At 45.0% G+C, this 18179-nt stretch carries 14 protein-coding genes; all 14 read right to left on the reverse strand.

What is annotated here, in order from left to right:
- Positions 1-116 precede the first annotated feature (116 nt).
- The 14 genes from MHH46_RS23120 to MHH46_RS23185 all read right to left on the reverse strand — a co-directional run bounded on the left by MHH46_RS23120 (position 117) and on the right by MHH46_RS23185 (position 18170).
- Complete coding sequence (locus MHH46_RS23120) at positions 117-992, reverse strand: cysteine ABC transporter substrate-binding protein (RefSeq protein ID WP_036683125.1); 876 nt, start codon at positions 990-992, stop codon at positions 117-119.
- Between the two features lie 19 nt (positions 993-1011).
- A complete protein-coding gene (locus MHH46_RS23125) occupies positions 1012-1767 on the reverse strand; it encodes an amino acid ABC transporter ATP-binding protein (RefSeq protein WP_076134604.1) in 756 nt (251 codons plus the stop codon).
- Between the two features lie 22 nt (positions 1768-1789).
- The gene (locus MHH46_RS23130) at positions 1790-2467 is read right to left on the reverse strand and encodes an amino acid ABC transporter permease (protein WP_076130269.1); all 678 of its coding nucleotides are present in this window, start codon (positions 2465-2467) and stop codon (positions 1790-1792) included.
- Entirely contained in the window at positions 2448-3113 is a 666-nt protein-coding gene (locus tag MHH46_RS23135) for an amino acid ABC transporter permease (RefSeq protein WP_076186917.1), read from the reverse strand. The genes MHH46_RS23130 and MHH46_RS23135 overlap by 20 nt, the downstream gene beginning before the upstream one ends.
- A gap of 218 nt (positions 3114-3331) precedes the next feature.
- Entirely contained in the window at positions 3332-4447 is a 1116-nt protein-coding gene (locus MHH46_RS23140) for a glycoside hydrolase family 88 protein (protein WP_076194769.1), read from the reverse strand.
- Positions 4437-6302, reverse strand: coding sequence for a DUF2264 domain-containing protein (locus MHH46_RS23145; RefSeq protein ID WP_256717252.1), 1866 nt, complete (start codon positions 6300-6302; stop codon positions 4437-4439). The genes MHH46_RS23140 and MHH46_RS23145 overlap by 11 nt, the downstream gene beginning before the upstream one ends.
- Before the next feature lie 24 nt (positions 6303-6326).
- Complete coding sequence (locus MHH46_RS23150; RefSeq protein ID WP_076194771.1) at positions 6327-7925, reverse strand: helix-turn-helix domain-containing protein; 1599 nt, start codon at positions 7923-7925, stop codon at positions 6327-6329.
- Positions 7900-9699 carry a sensor histidine kinase gene (locus MHH46_RS23155; protein ID WP_076130273.1) on the reverse strand — a complete coding sequence of 600 codons (1800 nt, stop codon included), beginning with the start codon at positions 9697-9699 and terminating at the stop codon, positions 7900-7902. The genes MHH46_RS23150 and MHH46_RS23155 overlap by 26 nt, the downstream gene beginning before the upstream one ends.
- 104 nt (positions 9700-9803) lie before the next feature.
- Positions 9804-11168, reverse strand: a complete 1365-nt coding sequence (locus MHH46_RS23160; protein WP_076194773.1) for an ABC transporter substrate-binding protein — start codon at positions 11166-11168, stop codon at positions 9804-9806.
- A gap of 140 nt (positions 11169-11308) precedes the next feature.
- Positions 11309-12091 carry a carbohydrate ABC transporter permease gene (locus tag MHH46_RS23165; protein ID WP_052097522.1) on the reverse strand — a complete coding sequence of 261 codons (783 nt, stop codon included), beginning with the start codon at positions 12089-12091 and terminating at the stop codon, positions 11309-11311.
- Positions 12092-12154: 63 nt separating this feature from the next.
- Positions 12155-13060, reverse strand: a complete 906-nt coding sequence (locus tag MHH46_RS23170; RefSeq protein ID WP_036683142.1) for a carbohydrate ABC transporter permease — start codon at positions 13058-13060, stop codon at positions 12155-12157.
- 190 nt (positions 13061-13250) lie between these two features.
- Positions 13251-14633: an MATE family efflux transporter gene (locus MHH46_RS23175; RefSeq protein WP_076194775.1), complete on the reverse strand. Its 1383-nt coding sequence runs from the start codon at positions 14631-14633 to the stop codon at positions 13251-13253.
- A gap of 18 nt (positions 14634-14651) precedes the next feature.
- A complete protein-coding gene (locus MHH46_RS23180; RefSeq protein ID WP_038572665.1) occupies positions 14652-15083 on the reverse strand; it encodes a MarR family winged helix-turn-helix transcriptional regulator in 432 nt (143 codons plus the stop codon).
- Positions 15084-15239: 156 nt separating this feature from the next.
- Complete coding sequence (locus tag MHH46_RS23185; protein ID WP_076130276.1) at positions 15240-18170, reverse strand: insulinase family protein; 2931 nt, start codon at positions 18168-18170, stop codon at positions 15240-15242.
- Positions 18171-18179: the final 9 nt, after the last annotated feature.

Raw genomic sequence — 18179 nt, forward strand, 5'->3', positions numbered from 1 at the left:
ACCGACTCCTTATTCTGTGTATACCCAGTATTATACTCGGCATTATAGAAATTGCAATAGTCTATCTGTAGAAAAGGCATCTTCTCAGATGCCCCCGCAATGTTATTCCCAATCCGTTACTGGATTTTCCCGCCTTCAACGACAAGCTCATCAGTATATCCTTCACCGTAAATTTCATTTAAGGTTTCTTTGTAGGCTTGATGGATAAATTGTTCTTTACCAAGGGTATCAAGTTCTGTATTAATCCAGTCCAGCAATTCCTTATTCCCCTTTGCCACTGCTGGAGCTATTGTATCCTGACCCCCGAAAGCAGGAATGCTGACCGTAAATCCAGGATTTGATTTAGCCCAAGCAATGAGTTCTGTATTATCGTTAGCGATTGCCGCCCCCCGACCATCTTTAAGCGCTGCAAAAATCTCGGTGTACTGATCGAATTTGAGCAATTCAATATCCGGATATTCTTTGGTAAAATAGGTTTCCGCTGTCGTACCTTTAGCTACAATGAGCTTTTGCTTGTTCCCTTTTAATTGATCAATGGAAGTGATTGGAGCACTGTCTGGGGATACGATCCCAAAGGATAATTTCATGTACGGATTAGCAAAATCCACTTTTTCTTTTCTTTCCTCGGTGACCGTAAAGTTAGCCATAATGATATCAACCTTACCCGATTCAAGATATGCCACGCGGCTGGCAGCATCAACTAACACAAATTCAACCTTCGATTCATCCCCTAGCAGATCCTTGGCAAAGCGTTTGGCAATATACACATCAAACCCTTGGTTTTTACCCTCAGCGTCCACATAACCAAAAGGTGGTTTGTCTGCAAATACGCCGATCTTAATCTTCCCTTTCTTCTTTAGCTGTTCAATAGAAGTGAATTTAGAAGATGCTGAGTTTCCGTTGTTATCCGAACTATTTCCGCAAGCAGCCAATCCCATCAATAATATACTTACACCTACCAGCATCGTTAGCCATTTCAAACTTTTCTTCATTTCTCTTCCTCTCCTATTTCTATAATTTTTCGTACTGAAATATATCCAGAAAATGCTGGGCACGTTCTGTCGCAGGGTGGGTAAAAAATTGTTGCGGGGCAGCGATCTCACATATCTTGCCTTGATCCATAAACACGATCCGATCCCCAACCGATTTGGCAAACCCCATTTCATGAGTCACGATGATCATCGTCATTCCTTGCTGAGCAAGCCCTAAGATGACATCAAGCACTTCCCGAACCATTTCCGGATCCAAGGATGCTGTCACTTCATCAAATAACATAATCTCCGGATTCATACATAAAGCTCTTACTATAGCTATTCTCTGCTTTTGTCCACCGGAAAGCTGGCGTGGATAGTCCAGTTTACGCTCAAGCAGCCCAACCCGCTCTAAGAGCTGTTCCGCTTGCTGTGTTGCTTCTTTAAGCTCTCTCTTTTGTACTTTCAGAGGGCCTAGAAGAATGTTATCCATAACCGTCATATGCGGGAATAACTCATAATTTTGAAAGACCATTCCGATATGCTGCCTAACTTCACGCCAATCTACAGCAGCCCCCGCGAGGTTCTGCCCACGATATTGTATCGCCCCTTCCTGAACCGGTTCCAAACCGTTAAGACAACGTAGGAACGTACTTTTTCCACAGCCAGAGGGACCGAGAATAACGATTACTTCTCCTTTTTCCACCTGCAATTCAATGCCGTCCAGAACCTTTCGCTCTCCAAAATATTTGTGTAATTGTGTAACCTCCAGCAGGAGTTCTCCGGAATCTGCCATTACAACCGTTCCTTCCTAAGCCTTAATTTTGCCATCTGCTTTCAACTTTTTTCGAAAGTCTGGATAACGGAAAACATACAGAAAAATATAATATAAAGATAAAGCCGTATACCCAGAATGAAGCGGTGGGCGCTTTTATTACGCCGAGTTCAATGATCTGCTGCCCGATCTTTACCACCTCAATCACTCCAATCAGCACCACCAGTGATGTTGTCTTGATCATTCGTGTGGCAAGATTAATCATTCCCGGCAGCATTCTGCGTACAGCCTGCGGGATCAAAATATGCCGATAAAGTTGACTGCTGCTCAGACCTAGCGCCCTGGCAGATTCCACCTGATGTTTTGGCATAGATTGCAAAGCTCCACGAACAAGATCGCCAATTTCCGCAGCTCCCCATAAGCTGAACACCAATATAGAGGTAGCCTCCCCGCTGATATCGATATGAAGTAATGGAGAGAAACTGAAATGTACTACATACAGCCACACTAGAATCGGAATAATTCTAAAGGTCTCCAAATAAAGACGTAATATAAACCTTAATGGCCTCGATCCCAGCGTCCGGAGCAATCCCATAACGATCCCTAATAACGTACCGATTCCAATAGAGAGAAATGAAATTTCAATCGTTACAAGTAAGCCCCCTAATAATCGTTCGAAATTAGAACCTTCAAAAAGCACCTCAATCCCCGAATTCTGCATATCTCACCTTCCTTTCCACCCAAGTCAATAAAAGCGATAAGGGCAGGACTAACACCAAATAGGCGAGTACCAGAAGGAGCAGAGACTCCGCTGTTTTGTAATGCATGCCGATCAAGTCTTTTGCCACATTCATCAAATCCATTAAAGCAATGGCACCTACAATAGAGGTCTCCTTCAGCAGAAAGATCGCATTTGCCCCTAAAGAAGGAATACTTATCGCAAAGGCTTGGGGAAAAATAACATATCTGACCAGCTGCAGCTTAGACAGTCCAATGCTCTGACCTGATTCAATCTGCGATTGGCTAACTGCCTCGAACCCACTTCGAAAAGCCTCCGTCATATAGCTCCCGCCCAAAAATGTCATGCCTACAATCGCACAGGTCATTTCACTAAAGTGAATTCCGATCTTAGGTAAGCCATAGTAAAGAAAAAAGAGCTGCACAAGTAAAGGGGTGTTCCGTGAAAGCTCAATGTAGATCTTAATAACATCACTGACGATTTTGACCTTATAGTACAAGACGATACTGAACAGTAATCCAATAAGGAGTGAGAATACAATAGCTAACAACGCTAGCTTCACTGTCAGCCACATCGCCTCACCATAAAGCGGCAAACTCTCGTAGATAAACTCCCAGTCTAAATTCATATCTGAGTAACCCGATCCCCTTTTCTTAATTTCTAATAATTATCAAAATCTTACATTAAACCTTACGCGTGGTGATATGATTTTATTCATACTATTCCAAGTAAATAACTACGTTTTAAAACTCTTGTATAGTAGTCCACAAAAAAAAACCGCTAAGAGATTAGTCTTAGCAGTTTCTTTGTCCTATAGGATAAACCTTGCCCCACCCTAACATCCCACTACCAATAGCCTCGGATGCCGGTCTGCAAGCGGATCAACGCTTCCAAATAATAATAATCTCCCCAAATCATATGACCATCAGGCACACGTCCACCTCTCACATGATAAGAACCATGCTTTAGAAGTCCCTCTGCTTCCCGATTTCCAGATGTCGCATAATCTTCCACTAGGGATTTCATACTACGGTGTAAAGCAACTTCATAAATGGCCCGGTCCGGATCGTCTACGCCTAGGTGATCGAGCAGTTCCAAAAGACCGGCTGCCGCAATCGCCGAAGCCGAGCTGTCGCGAGGGGTATCCGCTCCCACTGGCACATCGAAATCCCAATAAGCCACACTATCCTCCGGTAGATGGCTGATAAAATAATCCGCTAGGCTCTTAGAAGTCTTAAGAAAATCCTCATTCTGCGTATAGCGATATGCCAGAGCAAAACCGTATATTCCCCAAGCTTGACCACGTGTCCAGGTCGATCCGTCCTCATAACCTTGATGTGTTCCTCCACGAATTGCATTTCCGGTAGCCGGATCAAAATAAAAAGTATGGTAAGAGGAGGCATCCCCACGCACAAGAAATTTCCGGCTCTTAAACGCATGTTCGAGCGCTATTTCATAATAGCGCTTATCTCCTGTTTCCTCAGCTGCCCAGAATAATAGAGGTAAATTCATCAAGCAGTCAATAATGATACGTCCCGCATTCTCCGGGTCACTCTCCAGTCCCCAGGCCTGAAGAATCCCTGCTGGTTCACGCCAGCGCTTGCACAGCGTGTCCGCAGCTTGCAGACCGACAGCTCGCGCCGCTTCGCTGCCCGTTATTTTCCACTCCGCTACTGCGGTCAGTGTATACAAGAAACCAATGTCATGATGGTCCAGGGCGATGTGCTGATCCAGACGATGCTTGAAGTCCCCTAACCAAGAGGCTGCCGCCTCCTTATAGCATGAATCCTTACTATATTCATAAGCAAGCCACATCATCCCAACATAGAAACCCTCTATCCAGTCGTCGTTGTCTCCCCATTCGTACTGTTGCCCCTCAGCGATATGAGGCAGTTTGCCCGGATGGTTAGCCATATTGCTCCCAACTTTGTGAATCGCATCCTCAATAGCCTTATTCCACATCTTTGTTTCTCCCTCCCCTTAAATCAACAGTATGCAAAAGTGTATCGTTACTAGGTTCGTATACAGCAATCCTTCCGTCCGAGTGCCATTGAATAAGCGGCGGTGAAGCAAGACTTGCCTGGTTCTCCGGAGTATTCGTCGCTCCGAAGACAGCAGATATCAATACTTGCTCTCCCGGTTCCAGTCTGGAGCACAAGCTCGGAAGAAGTGTCCGCGGCTTCAGCAGATTGGTATTCGGCTCGGGATATACGCACTCTCCCCGATCAAAGCCGCATAGCCTATGTATGGCACTGATTCCCCAGGGCAGCTGTACCGAAATAGCAGTGTTTGATACCTTAATGATTTCCCGTTCACTGTGCGAGAAGCCAGCTGACTGGCCAATGGCAAATCCACCCTCCGCTACATCCAGCCGCCGGGCAGTATGAATGCTGTGAACACGAACATGCCATAGACCTGCCGGAATAATCCATGTCTCCACATGTACATCACTCCATGGATGCCAGCGGGAATATACATAGCTGTCCCCGATTTCCCAGGTCTCGCAGAATCTGCGTACCCGATAGTGTTCATCACATTCGCATAGTGCGAGTGTAGAATCGTAAGCGCCTTGAACCAACCCGTAACCCGCTTTCGGGACACTAAAGCCAAACAGAGTGGAATATGCAAATTTAGAATATTTGGCTGCACTATGGGCCATATCAAAGTTAGCCATCTGTCCAGAGGTATAGGCAATAACCTGCCTGTTTCCTTCCGGACGACTCACAAGCATTCGCGCCTCTTGGAGAGCCCGTACCTCTTTCAAAATAGGCAACGGCTCTTCCTCCGCCTGCCAAAAAGGATGATCATCTGGCAAGGCAAGAATAAGCATAGCTTTAAAGGCCCAATACGGAGATCCGGGGGCGTTGTAGTTCTCTGTCATGACTAGATTCGGATAAGCATATCCGATGCTAAGCAGTCCGTCTAATCCCATAATAGGTTGTTCAAACCACCAACGAAAATGGCGCATAATGATTCCTTTAAGAACGCCATATGAAAAAGGAACCATATCTGCATACACCAGCGCACTCCAGAATGAAACCTGTGCAAAACGATAGGTCAGGCTACGACCAAAAGGAAGTGCGCTTCCGTCCTCAGCGAACCAATAAATGAAATCCTCGGCAAATCGTGCGGATCTTTCCCGATAAACAGCAGCTCTCTGAGGATCATCATCCGCCATCAGCTTAGCGTATATCAGCGTATAATAATGCATAGCAAAAGCAATATAATAGTCCCTCTGATCGGTCAATCCATCGGAATACCAACCGTCACCAAGATAGTAATTATCGATCTGCGCTAGATAATCATCCATTATGCTCTGATCATAAGGTAATCCGACTTTCTTGAAGCCCACATTCACAAGAACCGTGAACATCAGCCAGTTATTCGGATTGGAACGATCCACATGATTAATCTGATTTAGCCAGTTATATACATTCATTTTCTGCGTGTCGCTCAGCGGCTCCCACATTTTATGTGGTGCAAGAGCAAGCCCCAGTCCCAACACGGCCTGCTCTACCATACGCTGATCTTTGGTAGTAAATTGCCCCCAATATTCTTCATGCTCCGGGTCTGTTCCGTTGATGATCCCTTCCAGAAACATCGGCCAGAGTGCACTTTCCCCTCCACCGCTGGCATGGGGAACAAGGCCCCATAGAGGACGGGCGAAAGCTTCCATAAGCGCTGTAGCTTCATTGTATATCGATCCTGTAGCGCCCATATTAATTCCTGCACAACCAGAGGTAAATCTGCGCTCCAGTGGAGTATATAGTTCATTTAGGAACATCTGTAATTCATTTTTAGTGCCCTTTATTCCCACAGCAATGTTTCCTCCTGTCCACACTCAATGCCAAGCGGCATATTCACTAGGCCTCATGCCCATTTCCCGTTTAAACAGCTTGATGAAATAACTTTTGTTGGCATATCCCAGATACTCGGAGATCTCTTCCACTGTCTTTTCAGATTGGTTAAGCAGCTCCTTTGCCTTCTGAAGCTTTAGCATATTTACATATTCGATGAAGTTCTGGTTTGTTTCCCGTTTGAATAAGCGGCTGAAATAACTGGCATTTAAGTTAAGGCGGCCTGCCATGTCCTCCAGCGTTATTTTCTCCGTCACATGACTAATCACGAACTGCTGGGCTTTGATGACCTCACTCCGTTTAGACTTGATGGAGAACATACTTATTTTCCGCGCTAATTCCTCCAAGTACTGCACCAGCCATTGTTCCAAATGCTCCAGAGTTTCAATGTCACCAACCACGCTAAAAAGCTTTTCTTCGGTTATAGGCAATGGAGATTGCAGAAGCTGTTTCGTCTTCATCTGCAAGTCCATCAGCAAGCGAAGCACACATTCCTTGACTTCATTCGGATGGAATTTTTGCGAGGCCACCCATTCCCTCCATTCCTTTACATGAACGCGAAGCTCCGTGTTCCTGTTCAAGGCAATATCATCATTGATAACAGCGTACAAGGTTCCATATTCAGCATAAATATCTTCTCCGGAAAAGCAGACTTCTTCAAAACGGTGGATTCCCGCCGCAGGGAGATAAAAGCGCTGTATTTTCTCCCTCAGCATCCGCTGCAATGTTCCGCGAATTTCCTCAGGACTGCGCGCCTCAGCGCCAAATAAGCAAGAGACAGAGAGTTTAAGATATTTTTGAACCGCAGAGGCTGCATTTTGAATGGAGTGATAGATAGCCTGGTGATCTTTGGAAGGCTGGTCGCTGCAAAAGAGAATGACAATCTCCTTATGGCTGTATCTCGAAATAAACAGACTGTGATCAGCCTCAAGCACTTCCTGCATAATATTCTCAACCGCAAAAGAAATCGTATATTCACTCATCCGGCGCACCCTTGAAGCTTCCTCTGGACGATCAATTACAATAACCAGCGGGATATAGTTTTTGGCATGGATCATAATTCCGTTTGATCGGGCCTGCTCGATCCAAGCCCCCTTATCCCAGGATTGATACAAGGTATCTTTTAGAAACTTTTCCTTCAGCGCGGCGCGATTTTGAGACTGCTTTTGCTTATAAACCAGCATCTCTGTATGCTGCTGCCTATTCAGTCCCACTTCCGCCACAAGGGTGCTAATCGCTTGCTGTAACTGCTCAATATCCAGTGATTCTTTTAAAATATATTCTCCTACGTTTAATTTCAGCGCTTGCTGGGCGTATTTGAATTCGTTGTGGCAGGAGAGAATAATCGCACGGATTCCGGGCTGCACAGCTCTGAATAGCTCCAGCATCTCCAGCCCGTTCATCTTGGGCATGCCAATATCGGTAATAATAAGATCTGGTGGACTCTGCTGTGCTTTTTCCCAAGCCTCGAGACCGCTATAATAACATCCGATGAGTTCAATACCGAGCTCACTCCAAGGTACGGCCTGCGACAAATAACGGATAACCGGATAGTCATCATCCACCAATATTGCCGTCAGCATTCTCCACACCCACCTTTCCGTAATCCAGAGGAAACTCCAGACAAATCTCTGTGCCCACATCAGGTTCACTTTGAATATTCAGCTTAAAAGAAGCGCCATAAATCATACTGAGGCGTTGGGCCACATTGCGTAAACCTATGCCGGAGAACCCTTTTCTGTCCTCCTCTGTAATTTGTTCGCTGCTGTATGCGGTTTCACGAAGTCTTGTTAAAGTTTCCGGCGACATCCCGATCCCATTATCCTTAATGGTGATAACCAAGCTTCCCGTAGTTGCAACAATACGAGCTTCAATAAAAATCTCGCCACCAAACTGCTCGAAGCCATGGATGATGGCATTCTCGATCATGGGTTGAATCATAAATCGAGGCACCAGTGCTTCAGCGCTACCGTCCGCTAAATTCATTTCCAGCCTGACCTGATTGGCATGGCGGAAATTCATTAAAGTGACATAATGCGATATCGTATCTGTCTCCTCACGAAGCGGGATAAACTCATTGTCTCTGTTAAAGGTCATCCGGAGCAAAGACGACAGCGAACCAATCAACTCAGCATTCTCCCGATCGCCTTGCATCAGGATATTTAAGCGAATCGAATTCAGCAGATTAAACATAAAATGTGGATTGATCTGCGCTTGCAGCATCTCTAGTTCGGCTTTTCTTTTTCCCGTCTGTTCATAAGTGATTTGTTCAATCATAGACTCGATCCGATCCAGCATCTGGTCAATGGTGCGGGCGAGCTGTGCTGCCTCATTATTCCCTCGAATGAACGAACGTTCATCCAACTGACCACGACCTATTCGCTTTACAAAAGCGCTTAATTTTACGATTGGCTGAGTCAGCTTTGAGATTAGAACGGTTAAGAGAACGGAAAACAAGGTAAAGAAAAGAATCTGCACCGCCAGGCTGATAAATAAAATCTGCTTATTTTTCGACAAGGCTGCCTTCAGCGGGATAATGCTGACCATCCGCCATTTGTTACTGCTCAGCTCCTGATCAACATATAAAAACTTCTCTCCGTCGATTTCCACAGTGTCAAGCTCGCCATCCATTTTCAACCACGTCATCGTCTCTCCGATTCGGGCCTTGTCAGCATGGGAAACTACAGTTCCCTTGTCATCCAATAGCATCATCTCTTTATCATTATCGTTATTTAGATAAGGACGGAGCTTACGCTCATTGATATTAATAATTAAATATCCGATGGTACTGCTGGAGGTCGATTGAATCGGCCTCGCAATGGTTACCCAATCGGCTGAGCCTTTATCAGAATAATTGTAGTACGTATCGTGCTCCGCTCTCCAATAAGTCGAAATGGGTTGAATTTGTTTCAGCAACGATGTCCAATTTTTGTTGTAGAAATTTTTCGGATTAAAGTCACTGTAAGGATAGCTGGTATAAATCAAACCATTTTTTCCGATTAACGTCACCTTCAAATATTCTGTTAAAACAAACATATCATCCAGCATCCGCGACATACGGTTATACTGAATGATTTGCTTTGGTGCACGGAGCGACTCTGAATCGGCAGACATCATCTGCCTGATCTCGCTGTTCTGGAGCACAAAGTTGGACTGTTCCAGTGTCTGTTCAAATATGGCATTCATATTGGTGCTGGCTGCATTTAAAGATTCTCTTGCGCTACCAACCGCTTTCTCCAGAATGAGATCCCGGGTCAAATAATCTGTAACCATGTAAATGCAGACAAGCGGGATCAGCACGCAGATCAGCGATGACCAGACAAGTTTCTTACGGAGGGATTGATGCTTTCTAAACACGGATTACAGGCCCCACATCTGTTTGAATTTGGAGCAGGAGGCAGAAATGCTTTCCTGCCCCCACATTATAAGCCCCCTTTGAAAAGCGTACAATCAGCCTCCGCTTACTTTCCGCTATTGTTCTGAACAACTTCCGTTATTTTTTTATCGATATTGGCAACTGTGACATCCAGATCCTGTTGGCCAAGGAGATACATCTCCGCTTCTGGAATAACGTTGTTCTTAGCTTCATCCGCATATTTAGCCGGAACCTGCGTTGCACCAGGTGTCGAGTTCTCCATCGTATATTTCAGAGAATCTACATCAATCTTAGAGGAATCCTTAGAACCACTCACAATTGTATCCACTAATTTATTCGTATCCGATTTGGCCCAGCCAGAGAAAACGCGTCCACCGATTTCCAGTCCTTCTGAGGTATACCAGCGCACAAAGGTATAGGCAGCCTCCTTATGCTTGGATTTAGCGGCTATTCCCATGTAGGTCGGCTGTACGGGTGAGTAATGTTTGCTCTCACTGTCAAGACGGGGGATCGGCGCAAACGCGGTAACAAAGGTTGCCGGAATGGCATCCGTTCCACCCGATTCCGCAACCATCCAGTCGCCCATCGGAAGCATCGCTGCTAAACCGTTAAAATACTGATTCCGGTAGGCTAGTTTTTGCGAAATAATATCCTCATAAGGAGTGGCACTCTTATCTTCGTACATCATTTTCTTCATCATCTGCAGGTTAGCCTTAAATTGCGGGTCAAGTGCATTGGAGGTTCCATCAGCTTTTAGAAAAGTATTATCCGTAGACTTGCTCATCAGCTGGAGCTGGAAATAATCCGGCCAATTATGCAAATACGCACCAAAACGTTTCGTTGCGCCCTCACCCTTGGTCAATTTCTTGGCATACTCTTCGAAATCCGCCCATGTCCAGTCGGTCGGAACCGGAAGGCCCGCCTCATCTAACATTTCTTTGTTAAGGAGCACGAACCAGCGCTGCATGGAAGACGGTAATGCATAGATTTTGCCATTGACCGTAGTGTCCACCAGATATTCATCTGCGAGTTTATAACCTTCCTTCTGAATATAGTCATCCATCGGTTCCAACAAACCGATATCTGCACGCTGTGAATAGTTGGTATAAGGCAGTTCGACAATATCCAGCGGATCGCTCGCAGCCGCCATCAAATCCAGCTTCTGCATAGAGGCAACCGAATCACCTTTTTCGTTCAGCAAATCTACTTCCACATGAATATCGGGATGCGTCTTCTCAAACTCCGCGATAATCGTGCTCCATTTCGCTTTGGCTTCTGTCTGCCAGGTGCTCAGCTTCAGGGTAACCTTCTCTGCTGCAGGCTTTGAATTTCCACCAGCATCGGGTGCATTAGTCGCTCCTGCATTATTGGTTTTCGCATTTCCGCCGCAAGCGACCAATGATAACGCCATCGATGTGATGATGAATGCAGATAATAATTTCTTTTTCATATAGACCCTCCTATAAATGTGTTGGGCATCACTTGCTTAACAACCAGTGACTATGTAACTGCTTACAAGAACATCCTAACATGCAGGATTGACGAGGAAAGTTCTCATATTCTACCGAAGAGAAACTATTTTGACTTTTATTATCCTTTCACACCTCCGAGGGCAATTCCCTCAATAACCTGCTTCTGTCCGAGTGCAAAAATGATCAGCAACGGCAGAATTGCAGATACCGCACCAGCCATCATGAGTGAATAGACATCCCCGTATTGGTCCCCGAACAACCGGATCCCCAGCTGAATCGTAAACAGCTCCTTGGATTTCAAAAAAATGAGTGGATATTGATAGTCGTTCCAGGTCCAAATAAAGCGCAAAATAGCATAAGTAGCTACAGCGGGACGGATCAGCGGAAAGGCAATCTGTAGAAAAGAGCGAAAATGCCCTGCTCCATCCATCCGCGCCGATTCAAGATACTCGTTGTTTACCCCCATAAAAAATTGCTTGAGCATAAACGCTCCAATAATACTAAAGCTGTTAATCAGGATTAATCCCAAATGTGTGTCAATCAAATTCAGCCAGTTAAACAGTAGAAACTGTGGAACCAACGATGCCTGCGGAGGAACCATATAAAGTGCCAATACAACTATAAACATCGCATCCCTGCCCGGAAAACGCAGCTTGGAGAACCCATAAGCAGCAAGTGCGCATATCAGCACATTAATTATAGTCGTAGCCAGCGTAATATAAATGGAATTTCCATAATAGCGAGCAAAGTCACCCGACCACACCTGTTTATAATTTTCAATGAGGTTCCACTGCTGTGGCAACCATTGAATCGGAAAGTTAAACACATCTTTCTCCAGCTTAAAGGAAGTGGATAACATCCATAGGAACGGTAAAAGAAATGCGATACCTAGCAGTCCCATGGCGATGGTCCAGAAGGTTCTGGATAAAAGCTCTTTTTTCACTGTAATTTCTCCTTTCCGCCTTTAATAGTTGACCCATTTTTTTTGCGCCAACATCTGCAAGGCTGTAATGATCAGGCAAATAAGGAACAGAACGAGTGCCATGCTAGAGGCGTAACCCGTCTTCAGCTGATTGAAGGCTGTATCATATAACTCGTAGACGATAACGGTCGTGGAGTTAGCCGGTCCACCCTGGGTCAATACTTGTATCAGATCAAAGATTTTAAATGAGCCGATAACCCCTGTTACCAGCAGGAAAAAGGTAGTTGGCGAAATGCAGGGAACCGTGATGTTGCGGAATTTGCGCCAGACGTTGGCACCATCAATATCAGCCGCTTCATAAAGATCCTTAGGAATACTCTGTAAACCTGCAATAAAAATAATAATGTTGTAACCGAGCTGAATCCAGACTTGAATCAACATCAGCGACGGCAGAGCATAATGGATATCCGCTAACCATTTGGGTGGGTTGTTCCACCCCAGTGACATCAGGAATTGATTGACGGGTCCCAGAGAAGGGTGAAACATAACCTGCCAAACCATAGCGATGGCAACTACACTGGAAATGTACGGAAGGAAATAAATCACTTTAAACAAATCCTTCAGAAAAACCTGTTTATCAATCAGGATAGCCAGCAGCAGGGCAACGATGATCGTAACCGGTACTGTGATAATAAAGAGCAAATTGTTCAGCAAGCTTTTCATAAAAGCATCATCATGAAACAGCCTGATGAAATTATCCACGCCCGCGAACTTAATCCCCCCTAACCCAGCCACAAAGTTCCAGTCCGTGAAGCTTAACAGCAGTGAGCCCAGCACCGGGATCAACGTCAAGATGATCAGCCCAAGCATAAGCGGAGCAACGAATAGATATCCCGCCATCGCTTCGCGTGTGTCCATGTTAAGATGAAACCTTTTTTTGCGTATCATAGTTCTCCTCCTTTACTTATCCATAATTGTAGAAAAAGTAAGCAGTCTTCATAAGAACTAGAATTGTTCATTTTGGAACGAATTTTACCGATCCTTTAGTTATGAATTCTTTTGCACAACGCAAAAAAAGCGCGAGCCAAGCTCCCGCAGTAAACAAAATCCATATTGAGTTTTACATAAAGCAATCGCGTTATACCGACGTAACCTCTACAGCACCTTTTCCATCAACGCCCGCACTATTCAGCTTTTTCCGAAAAATCATAAACAAAACCACACCCATCACACTCGTTATTACCTCAGTCACAGTCATCGACCAAATCACACCATGCAGGCCAAAAATAGAATGCAATACGATAATCATCGGTATAAATAATACACCTTGGCTTATCGCCATAATAGTAGTGGGTGTGCCTTGCCCTGTTGCTTGAAAAATGCTCATAAATAATCCGGTAAATCCATTAAATAAAGCGGAGATCAGCATCGCTGCCAAAATATAAGTTCCCATGCTTAACACAGAAGGATCGCCTGAGAACCAATGAAGAATCGTTCCTCTAAACACGTATACTAGACTCACAAAAACAACTGCAATGCTGCCTATATATGCAAAAGCGTATTTGATGCTGGATTTAAGTCTCTCCGTATTTTTACTAGCAAAGTTAAAAGCAAATAGCGGAATCAATCCCAAAAATAAACCCATCGATAGAAATTCTGGAATCTGCACAATTCTTAAAGCCACACCAAATCCGGCGACCACACTCTCCCCATATTGAATGGAATAGTTATTTAACAAAAGCGTGCTGACAATTAAAAAACTGGCTTGCAATAGCTCGGCTGTACCTATTTTATAAACCTCAAGCTGATCTCGTACAGATATCTTGAAATGCTTCAAAAATCCTCTTAAATGCTCACTTTTCGTTTCCAAAAAGTAAATATAATAAATGGCAGAGCCCAAATTTGCTAAAACCATAGCCAAAGCAGCTCCGGCAACATGCCAATTCAGCACGAGAATAAATAAAGGATCAAAAATCAAACTTAAAGCCGTACTGATAAAAATACCATACATCGATTCCTTCGAGGCACCTTCCGAACGGACCAGTTGTTCCAAAGCAAAATTAAGCACAACAGCAAATCCGCCTGCAAAAAGAGTGAGCACATAAGACTTCGTAAAGTCTAAGGTAGCAGCATCTGCACCAAGCATTCGCGTGATCGGATTAATAGCTAACCAAGCGATGAGCGCGATAAGAAGCCCCACTACAATACTCCCGTAAAAAGTATATCCGGCAACCTTTTTCCCTTTTTCCGTCTCTTTTTGCCCCGCCAAGCGAGTTATAAATGTTCCTCCGCCTACCCCCAGCACATTTCCAAAAGCCATTAAAACGGTAAAAATAGGCAGGCCCAGCGTGATTGCGGTCAGCATACTGGTATTGTGTAATAAGCCGATGAAGTAAGCATTGATTACATTATAAATAGTACCCACAGACATCCCAATCATCATGGGAATCGATAAATGAGCGATCGCTTTTTTCATGGGCGCCGACTCTAAATAAAATTGATTTGAGAACTCATTTGTCATAAGTGAACCTCCGAACGTTTATAAACTTGAACTAACTTTTTGAAGTAACGACTTTAGGGTTGCAGTTTCTTCCGGACTAAGCGCCTTAGTAATGCTTGCTTCTACCTCAGAGAAAATCTCATTGAACTCTTCCACTAAAAGAGCACCTTTTTCCAATACAAAAATACTCTTTTGACGTTCATCATTTTCAGGAGTGACACGCTGGATATATCCTTTCTTCTCCAACCCCTGAAGCATACTGGTAATGCTCGCCCCCTTCCTGTTAAAGACCTCCGCTAAATCCTTCTGAATAACCCCTTCTGCTTGATTCTCAAAAATATAGCCGATCATGCGGCCTTGTTGTGAGTTCAGACCTAACTCATTTAACCTGGTGTCAGCTGTACCTTTTATTTTCATCCCAATCTCTCGTATTAAATTAGAAAATGGTGTGTCTACCACGGGTTTGTTCATTGTTATTTCCTCCTCTTGCGGATTAGTTAGAACTCTAAGTAACATCATTATCATAATAGATAGAACTCTAACTGTCAAGGTTCTAACTAAATAAAAAAAACTCCTCTCCAGCACTTGTCGAGTAGACAGGTACTGAAGAGGAGTTTATAGAGAGAATTACATCACAAGTTCTTCTAGGTTTCCAAATAAGCCTTTTGTTGATTTCAGCTTGGATTCATTGCCGACAACTGTGAAATAATTTTGTTCCGTCACAGCCTTAAGCAAATCGGCATACTGTCTGATGTCTTCCGGTGTGGTCGACAAGATTTCATCCCGTTCCTGCTGCAGCTCGGCCCCAGTCACCTGTTCAAAATAATGCCGGTCCGCCCGCCGTCCCTGAGCGCTTGGGCTCAGCGGCTGGTCCAACATGGACAGGGTGCCGATAATTGCTTTGGTCATCTCGTCGGCATCCGCTTCATATCCTTCGGTGAATCGGTACGCCTGATCATAAACCTCCAGCGTCTCCTGCAAATTGGGATCACGGTAGGAAGTGAACATCAATATCCCATCTCTGCGCAGCATCAGGCTGCCGCCATAAGCTCCGCCCTTCACGCGCACGGCATTCCACAGATAGGTGAGGCTCATGATTTTTTTGAGCACCTGCATTTTGCCGGAATACGTAAATCCTAGCTTGTTGAAGTCGTAGCCTTTAACCACATATTGCACCTGGCTGGAAGACATAAAACCTTCATTATCCGCATGCCCCTGCGCCGTAATCTTAGGTTTATTCACCACTGGCTGATCCTGAATATCCAGCTTCGCTACATTAGCGGCGAATTCTTCATACAAATCAGGGGTACCCGTCACGCTGATGATCAAATTCTGTTTATTGAATAAAACCGTACAGATATCCTTCAGCGTGTCTGCCACCTCTGCTCCCTGCTGATCGATCTTCTCGGCAAGCTCACGGATAAAGCGGTAATAGGCCACGCCACCCTGTTGCTCCTGATACGCTCCCATGTCCGAAAAATAAGACATCAGGCGGCTGGCCGCGATTTCATTACCTTTTTGATTCAGGACGGATTCCATCTGTGAGGCTTCCCGCCGGACGATTTCCTGTAGCTTCGTCAGGTTATCGAGCGCGCTGGTATAGAGCATCTCACGCAGCAGATCCAGCGATTCGCCAATATGCCCCGCCATCACCTTAACCTGCGCAGTGAATTTAGGCTGATAACTGGCCCCAGTATCTTTTGCAGCGCCAAAGATCTCATTTTTGAAATGAATGCCTCCGGTTTTGATCCCAATTTCACTAGTGAGCTCTTCAATGCTGTAAGAAGCTGTCTCCATTTGGCCCAATACCTCTGCCAGCAGCACAAGATAAGGAATTTGCTCAGGAGCCACAACACTCGTATCCCAATAAAACTTGCAGTACGCAATCTTTTGAGTAGATACGTCATGGTGGATCAGCTTTAGACCCTCAAGGTTATATTCATGGGATGGCACCTGAGGTTCAGCACTGCGGTTAATGTCCTGTAGAGATAAACTCGGCAGCTTCTGCAAATCCTCGGCTGCATCTGCACGACCTTGCCGCGCCAGAAGATGCTGAGTACTCTGCACAAGCTGCTCCAGCTGGTCTGGTTGCTGTGATGATTTGTATTCACTTAATTGACGCTGGGTGCTCGCTTCCTTGTCGGCTGCAATCGTCTTGGACGGGTTCAGCACCACCAGACTGCAATGATCACTGTTCAGTAAGTAGACCTCAATCAGCTTCTCAAAATAACGATCCGTTATCTTTTCCCGAATGGTAGTGAATACCTCTTCATAAAGCATATGAGTAGACGGCTGACCGTCATAGAGCCAGGACTTCATCACTTCGATATTGTAAGTAAGTCCCTTTGGATATCGGCTAAAGTCCGCTTCCCGCAGCTCAAATTCTTTGCTGTTGACCGCCGCCAGCACCAGCTTCTCATCCAGCCCGTTCTTAACCAAGCTGCTTAATGTGGTCTTCACCAGCTCCACGAAGGCATCTTTGGCGGAAGCGTTCGAATGTGTCAGAGTAATGCCAAGCAGCGGCTGAATCATACTGTCGGAATAAAAAGCAAAGGCATCTTTGCCCAGACCGCTTTCCAGCAGGGCTTGCTTAAGCGGAGCTGCATTGCTGTCCATCAGCATGCTTTTCAAAATATCAAAAGCCAGATTCAGTTCCCGATCCGTAGAGGTTCCAATTACATAGTTCAGACTCAAATAAGTTTTGTCGTCGGCCGTTTCTGCTTCCAGAATCGGATAATCCGCTACCAGCTCCGTCATTCCGGTAGGCTGTTGTAGGGGAATGGAGGTATCAAAGCTGTTTTTTTCATAACGGCTAAGGTATTCCTGGTCTATAAATTGCAGCTTCTCTTCAATAGAGACGTCTCCGTACAGATAAAAATAACTGTTGGACGGATGATAATAATTGCTGTGCGCCTCAAGGAATTGCTCATACGTAAGCGCAGGAATCTCCTGCGGATCTCCACCTGAAGAATGACGATAAATCGTGTCTGGATACAACGACTTTTTGATCCTGTCCATCAGTACCGTAAACGGCGAGGAATAGGAACCCTTCATCTCGTTGTAAACCACGCCTTTATAGATCAGCTCAGCTTCTGTTTGCTGAAGCTCGTAATGCCAGCCCTCTTGCTCAAAAATCTCCTTTTGCTTATAAATATTCGGCTGAAAAACACTATCCAGGTAGACCTCCATCAGATTGGAGAAATCCTGCTCATTCCGGCTTGCCACCGGATACATCGTCTTATCCCCAAACGTAAATGCATTCAGGAATGTCTGCATCGAACCCTTTAGCAATTCTACAAAAGGTTCCTTCACCGGATATTTCTCCGAACCACACAATACGGAATGCTCCAAAATATGAAAGACCCCTGTACTATCTTCAGGCGGGGTCCTGAAGCTCACACTGAATACCTTGTTGTCATCCTGATTCTGCACGAAAAGCAGCCTGGCGCCGCTCTTCAGATGTTCCATCGTGAATACGGCGGAATCGATCTCCCGGATAAATTCCTCATTAACGACCTGAAATCCATAATATATATTGCCTGTGATCAAGCGGCTCATAGATTTGCC

This window comes from Paenibacillus sp. FSL H8-0175 (assembly GCF_045040615.1).
Classification (GTDB): domain Bacteria; phylum Bacillota; class Bacilli; order Paenibacillales; family Paenibacillaceae; genus Paenibacillus_AQ; species Paenibacillus_AQ odorifer.

Coding starts and splice junctions, on each gene's coding strand:
- MHH46_RS23180 (WP_038572665.1), bottom strand. CDS start 15,083: ATGAACAAACCCGTGGTAGACACACCATTTTCTAATTTAATACGAGAG.
- MHH46_RS23185 (WP_076130276.1), bottom strand. CDS start 18,170: ATGAGCCGCTTGATCACAGGCAATATATATTATGGATTTCAGGTCGTT.
- MHH46_RS23140 (WP_076194769.1), bottom strand. CDS start 4,447: ATGTGGAATAAGGCTATTGAGGATGCGATTCACAAAGTTGGGAGCAAT.
- MHH46_RS23170 (WP_036683142.1), bottom strand. CDS start 13,060: ATGATACGCAAAAAAAGGTTTCATCTTAACATGGACACACGCGAAGCG.
- MHH46_RS23175 (WP_076194775.1), bottom strand. CDS start 14,633: ATGACAAATGAGTTCTCAAATCAATTTTATTTAGAGTCGGCGCCCATG.
- MHH46_RS23165 (WP_052097522.1), bottom strand. CDS start 12,091: ATGGGACTGCTAGGTATCGCATTTCTTTTACCGTTCCTATGGATGTTA.
- MHH46_RS23125 (WP_076134604.1), bottom strand. CDS start 1,767: ATGGCAGATTCCGGAGAACTCCTGCTGGAGGTTACACAATTACACAAA.
- MHH46_RS23150 (WP_076194771.1), bottom strand. CDS start 7,925: ATGCTGACGGCAATATTGGTGGATGATGACTATCCGGTTATCCGTTAT.
- MHH46_RS23120 (WP_036683125.1), bottom strand. CDS start 992: ATGAAGAAAAGTTTGAAATGGCTAACGATGCTGGTAGGTGTAAGTATA.
- MHH46_RS23130 (WP_076130269.1), bottom strand. CDS start 2,467: ATGCAGAATTCGGGGATTGAGGTGCTTTTTGAAGGTTCTAATTTCGAA.
- MHH46_RS23135 (WP_076186917.1), bottom strand. CDS start 3,113: ATGAATTTAGACTGGGAGTTTATCTACGAGAGTTTGCCGCTTTATGGT.
- MHH46_RS23160 (WP_076194773.1), bottom strand. CDS start 11,168: ATGAAAAAGAAATTATTATCTGCATTCATCATCACATCGATGGCGTTA.